We start from the raw sequence: 7416 nt of genomic DNA, 5'->3' as shown, positions 1-7416 counted from the left end.
TTTTTTACGGGCTGTGGGCAGCGCCGGAAAGAATATGGCCATGGTGTTTGCTCATGAGCTAGTGAATTGGCTTCAGGTACGGAGTATATCCTGTAAGCCAATGGCTAATTGTAGTGAGTAATATAGGGTGATTTCTTTACAGTATAGGAGAGGGATCGCGCTGGGCGATAGCGGCTAAGACCAATGTATTGGTTTGCGGATACCAATAGTTGGTATAAGATTACCAATAGTTGGTTATGCTGTCGGTGCAATCATGTTTGTTCTAAAAGGTATTCTCAGGGCTGAGTCTCAGGAAAAAATACTGATATATCTGTTGGTTAGGGGCAAAGGGTACGGTAAGGGTATTGCGGAGTTCTACGCCGTGCCGACAAACCCCATACAGAAGCAGCTGGCGCGTCTTGAATCCGATGGTGTTGTTGTGTGCCAGACTGTTGGCTCTGTACGCAACTATGAACTTAACCCACGTTATCCCTTCATGGAACCGCTCAAGCAACTACTGAAGTCTGCGTTGGAAGCGTATCCAGCGAGCATTAAGAATCAGTTGTTGATTCAGAGAACACGCCCCAGGAAAGCCGGAAAGGCATTGGAGTTGGTGAAAGCCCGTGGCAATGACTGATTTCAGCACGACATCCATTGTTGAGTTGGCTACCCTTGTGGCTGAGCACCTACATAGTCACGGAATTGAGGTTGTGTTGGTGGGTGGCTTAGCCGTTGAAATTTATACCGAGAACCTCTACCTCACCAAAGACATTGATATGGTGAATATCAACTACCAAGCCCCGGCAAAAATCCACGCAGCCATGTTGGAATTAGGTTTCCATAAAAAAGGCCGGGTGTACGTTAACGAGAGTACCGACATCAGCGTAGAGTTTCCGTCACCACCTCTGTCCGTGGGCGATGAGTTGATAAAGAGTACTACCAAACTAACCATTGCTAATCGAAGTATTCCAATTCTAAAGGTTGAGGACGTGGTGAAGGATCGTATCGCTGCCTATATCCATTGGAGTGATAAGCAGTCATTGATCCAAGCGGCAGCGATTATTTTAAAACACAAATTGAAGCCAAAAATGTTTCGGCAGTTTTGTGAGGTGGAAGGGAGTCCGGATGATTACTCACTTTTGGAGAAATTGTGCGAACAAGCAAGTAAAAATCGGCTTAGTACCATGATGGAATTGGAATCGGTGCTTACCGAATTGCTGATCCGTAGACTGTGAAACCTCATCCAAGGTCTCGTAGATGGTAAATGATGCGCCAGGAATGAATGCTGATTTCGCGTAGGCTTTCGTCGTTGACTTCACGAACCACTTAGCTGGCGAGTGGCGGTAAGTCTGTTAGGGCGGCGGCTTTAGAAAGAATATCCCTTGTTACTTTTTGGGCATTGATGGGCGCATCCTGCGCAATGTAATCGTGAATGGCTTTTAAATCATTTCGGGCGCGGGGCGTCCATACTACCATTGCTCAATCTCACGGGTGAGTTCTTCGTGGGAAATAGCGCGGCCCGCTTCCACATCCTGCATTCCCTGCTGGATTTTATTAATCACATAAAGGCGGTATACGATTTCATCCAGGTCTACGTTATCAGGTAGTTTCTGAATGGCTTCGATGGCTTCCTGTTTGGCGGATTGTAGCGGTTGCATAAAAGGCCTCCGCGTCAGTGATAAGGGTTTTAAGTGGTTGCAAGACTATCAATTATGAAGCGTGCTGCTCGCTAGTTAAAGCAATAAACACAGAGTTGATGCTCGTTTGATGTCCAGTAACTCAACCTTAATAGTTTAGTGTCCACCTGTGATTCGATCAACCATCTTGTCGATTTGGTTTGCTCATTCCTTTGATCTGTATCCGGTATCCATCAAGTTCCTGCTTTTTAACAGGGCCATAAATTAGTACCTTTACTAAACATGAGAGAAATCCAATAGCAGCGATTGTCACTGCAACCGCACGCGAAGCAAAGTAGACACCATGACACACTCTTCCCCAACAATCGTATTTCAGACCATCAACATCACCAAAACCTACCAAATGGGTGAGGTTCAGGTGCACGCCTTGCGCGGTGTGGATCTGGAGCTGTATCAGGGTGAGTTTGTGGTCATGCTGGGGCCATCGGGCAGTGGCAAGTCGACGTTGCTGAACATTCTGGGGGGGCTGGATGTGCCCACCAGCGGCACCGTGCGCTATGGCGATCAGGATCTCAGTACCTTTAACGAATCCGTACTGACCCGCTATCGACGTGAGCATGTGGGGTTTGTCTTTCAATTTTATAATCTGATTCCCAGTCTGACGGCGCGGGAAAACGTGGCGTTGGTGACCGAGATATCGGCGCATCCGTTACCGCCGGAAGAGGCATTGCAGCTGGTGCAGTTGGGTGAGCGCATGGATCACTTTCCGGCCCAGTTATCCGGTGGCGAACAGCAGCGGGTGGCCATTGCCCGTGCCATCGCCAAGCGCCCCAATGTGTTGTTGTGCGACGAGCCCACCGGGGCATTGGACATCAAAACGGGCATTGTGGTGCTGGAGGCGCTGGCCAAGGTGAATCGGGAGCTGGGCACCACCACCGTGGTGATCACCCACAATGTGGCCATTGCCGACATGGCCGATCGCGTGTTCAGCCTGAGTGACGGCAGGATCGCCAACGTGACGGAAAACACTCACAAGAAATCACCCGCTGAGCTCAGCTGGTAGCCGCCATGAGAGCCCTGGATCGTAAACTGTGGCGAGACCTGTGGCACCTGCGGGGGCAGTCCCTGGCGATCATGGCGGTCATGGCCAGCGGCGTTGCCTGTTTCATCATGTTCATGAGCACCCTGGATTCCCTGTTGCAAAGCCGGGATCGCTATTACAGTGAACACCGGTTCGCAGAGATTTTTGTGCCCATCAAGCGCGCCCCCGAAGCGGTCGCCCAACGGCTGGCCGGGATCAATGGGGTGAGCAAGGTGGATACGCGGGTGGTGGCGCCGGTGATGGTGGACATGGAGGGGTTTCATGAACCGATCATCGGCACCATCACGTCCATACCTGACAGCGGCGAGCCCAAACTCAACCGGCTGTACCTGCGTGCGGGCCGCTTGATTGAACCCGGCCGCAACAACGAAGTGGTGATCAGTGAGGCGTTTGCCGAAGCCCATCAATTGAATCCCGGTGATTCGTTGCACGTCATCATCAACGGCAAGCGCGAGCAACTGCGCATTGTCGGCAGCGGCGGCTCACCGGAATACGTGCACCAGGTGCCGCCCGGTGGGGCGTTTCCCGACTATGAACGCTACGCCATCCTGTGGATGGGCCGCACGCCCCTGTCCCGGGCGTATGACATGAATGGTGCGTTCAACAATGTGGTGTTGACGCTGACCCGCGATGCCGACGAGCAAGCGGTGATGGATCAGATCGAAGCCATGTTCAAACCCTATGGTGGTGTCGGTGCGATTGCGCGCAAGGATCAGTCCTCGAACTACATTCTGGAACAGGAACTGGCCCAACTGGAAAGCCTGTCCGGCATTTTTCCGATGATTTTTCTGGGGGTGGCGGCGTTTCTTTTGAATGTGGTGGTGACCCGTTTGGTGGGCACCCAGCGCGAACAGGTGGCGGCCCTGAAAGCCTTCGGCTATTCAAACCTGAGCATTGCCGGGCACTATCTGCAGCTGATCATGTTGATCGTGCTCGGGGGCATCGCCATTGGCGTGCCGGTAGGCGCCACCCTCGGCCATATGTTGAGTGAAATCTACGTGGAATATTTCCGCCTGCCGTTTCTGGATTTCACCCTGGAGCCGCTGCGGGTCATCCAGGTATCCCTGATTTCCATCGTGGCGGGCCTGTTGGGCACGCTGGCGGCGGTGCGGGCTGCAGTGCGCCTGAAACCCGCCGAAGCCATGCGCCCGGAAGCCCCGGCGGTGTATCGTGCATCGCTGGTGGAGACGCTCGGACTGCAGCGCTTGCTGTCAACGCCAACCCGTATGATTCTGCGTAACCTCGGTCATAAGCCGGTGAAATCCCTGTTGTCGATACTGGGCATTGCGCTGGCCATCGGCATTATGATGACGGGGCAGTTTCAGCAGGACAGCGTCTATTACATGATGCACATACGCTATGACTTGTCACAACGGGATGATCTTACGGTGGTGTTCAACGAACCCAAGTCACGGCGTGCCCTTACCGAGCTGGTGAGCCTGCCGGGGGTGGAATCCGGTGAACCATTCCGCATGGTACCGGTGCGGCTGCGCTTCGAACACCGTCACTACCGCACCATGATCTGGGCCATGGAGCCCGGCTCCACCATTCGCCGCCTGGTGGATAACGATCTGCGGGTGGTTGAACCTCCGGCGCAGGGCATCCTCCTCAATGAGTATCTGGCGAATCATATCCTCCAGGTGAAAGCCGGCGACAAGGTGGAGGTGGAAACCCTGGACGGACGTATGCGCAAGGCGTCGTTGCCGGTGGTGGGTTTAATCCAGCAGGATTTTGGCATGACGGCCTATATGAGCCTGGGCGCACTCAATCGTCTGATGCAGGAAGGCGAATTGATCTCGGGGGCCAGCCTCTACATCGATGACGATTACGCAAATGAAATTTACCAGAAGATCAAAGAGCGCCCCGCCATTGCCGGCTCCCTTATCCGCAAACAGGAGATCAAAAACTTTCACCGCACCATGGACCAGACCATGCTGTTCTGGACGTCGGTGGCGACCATTTTTGCCGTCATCATTGCGGTGGGCGTGGTGTATAACAGCGCGCGGATTATCCTGACTGAGCGCAGTCGCGAATTGGCCAGTCTGCGGGTGCTGGGTTACACCCGGGGTGAGATCTCTTATATCCTGCTGGGTGAGCTGGCGTTGTTGACCCTGGTGGCCCTGCCCGTCGGGCTCGCGTTCGGCCGTGGCTTGTGTGGTTATATCGCCTGGACGGTGAATAATGACATGTATCGTGTGCCCCTGATCGTTGAGCCTTCCACGTACGCTTTTGCTGCGCTCTGCGTGTTACTGGCGGCCGGGGCCTCGGGCCTGCTGGTTCGGCAACGGCTGGACAAACTGGATCTGATTGAAGTCTTGAAGACGAAGGAATAATGATGGCCATGAACATGACCTCGAACACGCCCGCGAACGCGAAAAAGTCAGTGCAATGGAAAAGGCATTTCACCTGGATTGTGGTGTTGGTGCTGATGGTGGTGGCGTTGGGTTACGGCTTCAGGCCGCAGCCACGGCAGGTGGACATCGCCACCGCCACGCGGGCGCCTCTGCAGGTCACCATTGAGGAGGAAGGTAAAACCCGTGTCATAGACCGCTACGTCATCACGGCACAGGTGGCCGGCACCACCTGCCGTATGGATCTGAACGTGGGCGACACCGTTACCAAGCATCAGGTGCTGGTCAACATCAATCCGCTGCCGTCCCAGGCACTGGACCCCCGCGCCCATGCGCAGGCACAGGCGAAAGTGGCCGCAGCTAAAGCCGCCCTGAACGCGGCGCAGCAGAATGTGGGTGCGGCGCAGGCTGATGCCGACCTGGCCACTAAAGAAGTGCAGCGACTGCAGCCCCTGGCGGAGAAGGGCCATGTGTCCATTGGTCAACTGGATCAGGCGGAGGCAGTGAAGCGCAGCAGTGTTGCGGCGCTGCGTTCTGCGGTGTTTGCTGTGGATGTGGCCAAGTACGAACTGGCCGCCGCGCAAACCGCGTTGCAATACACAGGGGATCAATCTTCCAATAGTGCCGATATCATTCCCGTGCGCGCGCCCATAGACGGCCGGGTTCTCAAGCTGCAACAGGAATGCGAAGGGGTGGTGGCACCGGGCACGCCGTTGCTGGAGATCGGTGACACCCGTTCCCTGGAAATCGCCACGGACGTGCTCTCCGCCGACGCGGTGAAGATCAAACCGGGCATGAAGGTATTGTATGAACGCTGGGGTGGTGAGTTGCCTCTGGAGGGCCAGGTGCTGCGGGTGGAGCCGGTGGGATTCACCAAGGTGTCGGCGCTGGGGGTTGAGGAACAGCGGGTGCTGGTGATTTCCGGCATCACCTCTGACCCTGAGCGCTGGCAAAACCTGGGGGACGGTTACCGGGTGGAATCACGTTTCATCCTGTGGCAACAGCCCGACGTGCTGCAAATTCCCCTCAGCGCCTTGTTCCGCTCCGGTGACCAGTGGGCGCTCTTTGTGGTCAACAATAACAAAGCCGAACGGCGTCTGGTAAAAGTGGGCCAGCGCAATGGCCTGTCGGCGCAAATCCTGGAGGGGCTGGCCGCGGGGGAAGCGGTGATCACCCATCCGGACGACAGGATTGAGGAGGGAGTGAGGGTGAAGGCCCGGTAGGGCCAGAGCCGTGCCTATGACCCCTGCCTATGACCCCTGCTTCAAGCGCTTCAGATTCTCGCGAAACTTTTCTGCCCGCTGAATGTTTTCCTTCAGTTCTTTGTTCTCCGGGTCCAGCTGCAGGGCGCCGGTCCAAACGCTGATGGCACTTTCAAACTCACCCTGGGTATAGAATTTCTTGCCCTCCAGAATGGCCTGCTCCAGCGCGATGTTGCGCTGTTGTTGCCATTGCGCTTTGCGTGCGGAGACCTCCGGTGCGTTCGCATCAATCACTTCCATGGCGCTGAGGGTTTGCTTGGCCAGTTGGAATTCGGCTTCCGCCAGGTACTGGTCAAACTCGGCGAGAAGTTCACTCAGTTTGGATTGTTGACGCTGTTGATCCTGCTTGGCGATTTTTTTCTGCTTGGCTTTGCGTTGGGCTAAGGTGTTGGCGGCGCGGTCGTGATAGGGTTTGGTAAGCTCACCGGGTGCCAGTCGATAGGCCAGGTCGTAGCGCAGGGCCGCGGTGCCAAAGTGTTGGTTGTCTTCGTGTGCCAGGCCATAGTCGATCAGGCGTTGAGCGAGCTTTTCCCGCTCAGAATCGCTGCTTAGTTGCCAGCGCCGGGCATCCTGGTCATTGGGAGCGGCGTGGTACAGCGCTTTGATCTCTCCACTGATATTCAACCAGTGTTTGGCTTGGGCCACATCCAGATCCTCCTTGAGCCCATTGACGTACTTGACCCACCTTACGCTGAACTCGCTGTAGGCATTCTGCAGGGACTGACTGGCGGGCAAGGTATCGAGGGCCAGCTCATATTCCTGCTTTGCGTCTTGCCACTGACCACTGGCTTCCAGTTGTTGCACCTTGTGCAGCGCATCGCTTTCAAATTGGCTGATGGCCTGGGTGATGTGTTTACGTTGCTGGGGCAGATCCAGATTGGCTGGATCGTTGGCCTGCCATTGGTCGATGGCCTGCAGGGCAGAGTCGAACTGATGCTGTTGCAACAGCTCGGCGATGTAGTCCGTGGACGGCTGTTTGGGGATGGATAATGAGGCACAGGCGGTGAGCCCCAAACAATAGGCCAGGGTCAGAATCCTTGTCAGTGTTGCCAGTTCAATCGTGGTTGGCATGGTGGCATTGGCCT

At 55.4% G+C, this 7416-nt stretch carries 8 protein-coding genes; 5 read left to right on the top strand and 3 right to left on the bottom strand.

What is annotated here, in order from left to right; translation table 11 throughout:
- Positions 1 to 253 precede the first annotated feature (253 nt).
- Both D9N14_RS20295 and D9N14_RS20290 read left to right on the top strand, forming a co-directional pair.
- Positions 254 to 616 (top strand): ArsR family transcriptional regulator, encoded by a 363-nt coding sequence (locus D9N14_RS20295; RefSeq protein ID WP_290583216.1) that lies wholly within the window; start codon positions 254 to 256, stop codon positions 614 to 616.
- A complete protein-coding gene (locus D9N14_RS20290; protein WP_290583214.1) occupies positions 603 to 1214 on the top strand; it encodes a hypothetical protein in 612 nt (203 codons plus the stop codon). The genes D9N14_RS20295 and D9N14_RS20290 overlap by 14 nt, the downstream gene beginning before the upstream one ends.
- A 91-nt stretch (positions 1215 to 1305) precedes the next feature.
- Here D9N14_RS20290 and D9N14_RS22725 read toward each other — a convergent pair whose 3' ends face one another.
- Positions 1306 to 1455, bottom strand: a complete 150-nt coding sequence (locus tag D9N14_RS22725) for a type II toxin-antitoxin system RelE/ParE family toxin (protein ID WP_411267963.1) — start codon at positions 1453 to 1455, stop codon at positions 1306 to 1308.
- On the bottom strand, positions 1449 to 1637 hold the full coding sequence (locus tag D9N14_RS20285) for a hypothetical protein (RefSeq protein WP_290583212.1): 189 nt from the start codon (positions 1635 to 1637) through the stop codon (positions 1449 to 1451). Before D9N14_RS20285 ends, D9N14_RS22725 begins: the two co-directional genes overlap by 7 nt.
- Positions 1638 to 1959: 322 nt before the next feature.
- On the opposite strand from D9N14_RS20285, the gene D9N14_RS20280 reads away from it, so the two are divergent.
- From D9N14_RS20280 to D9N14_RS20270, 3 genes are read left to right on the top strand one after another with little or no spacing between them, the layout of a single operon-like run.
- Complete coding sequence (locus D9N14_RS20280) at positions 1960 to 2679, top strand: ABC transporter ATP-binding protein (RefSeq protein WP_290583210.1); 720 nt, start codon at positions 1960 to 1962, stop codon at positions 2677 to 2679.
- Between the two features lie 5 nt (positions 2680 to 2684).
- Positions 2685 to 5051 carry an ABC transporter permease gene (locus D9N14_RS20275; RefSeq protein ID WP_290583208.1) on the top strand — a complete coding sequence of 789 codons (2367 nt, stop codon included), beginning with the start codon at positions 2685 to 2687 and terminating at the stop codon, positions 5049 to 5051.
- Positions 5052 to 5059: 8 nt separating this feature from the next.
- Entirely contained in the window at positions 5060 to 6292 is a 1233-nt protein-coding gene (locus D9N14_RS20270) for an efflux RND transporter periplasmic adaptor subunit (RefSeq protein WP_290583206.1), read from the top strand.
- A 27-nt stretch (positions 6293 to 6319) separates the two neighbouring features.
- Here the strand turns inward: D9N14_RS20270 and D9N14_RS20265 are convergent, their stop codons facing one another.
- A complete protein-coding gene (locus D9N14_RS20265) occupies positions 6320 to 7402 on the bottom strand; it encodes a hypothetical protein (RefSeq protein ID WP_290583204.1) in 1083 nt (360 codons plus the stop codon).
- Between the last annotated feature and the right edge of the window lie 14 nt (positions 7403 to 7416).

The organism is Ketobacter sp. (genome assembly GCF_003671495.1).
Lineage (GTDB): Bacteria > Pseudomonadota > Gammaproteobacteria > Pseudomonadales > Ketobacteraceae > Ketobacter.
Note: the sequence above shows the minus strand (reverse complement) of the source record. Positions and strands in the feature narration are given on the sequence as shown.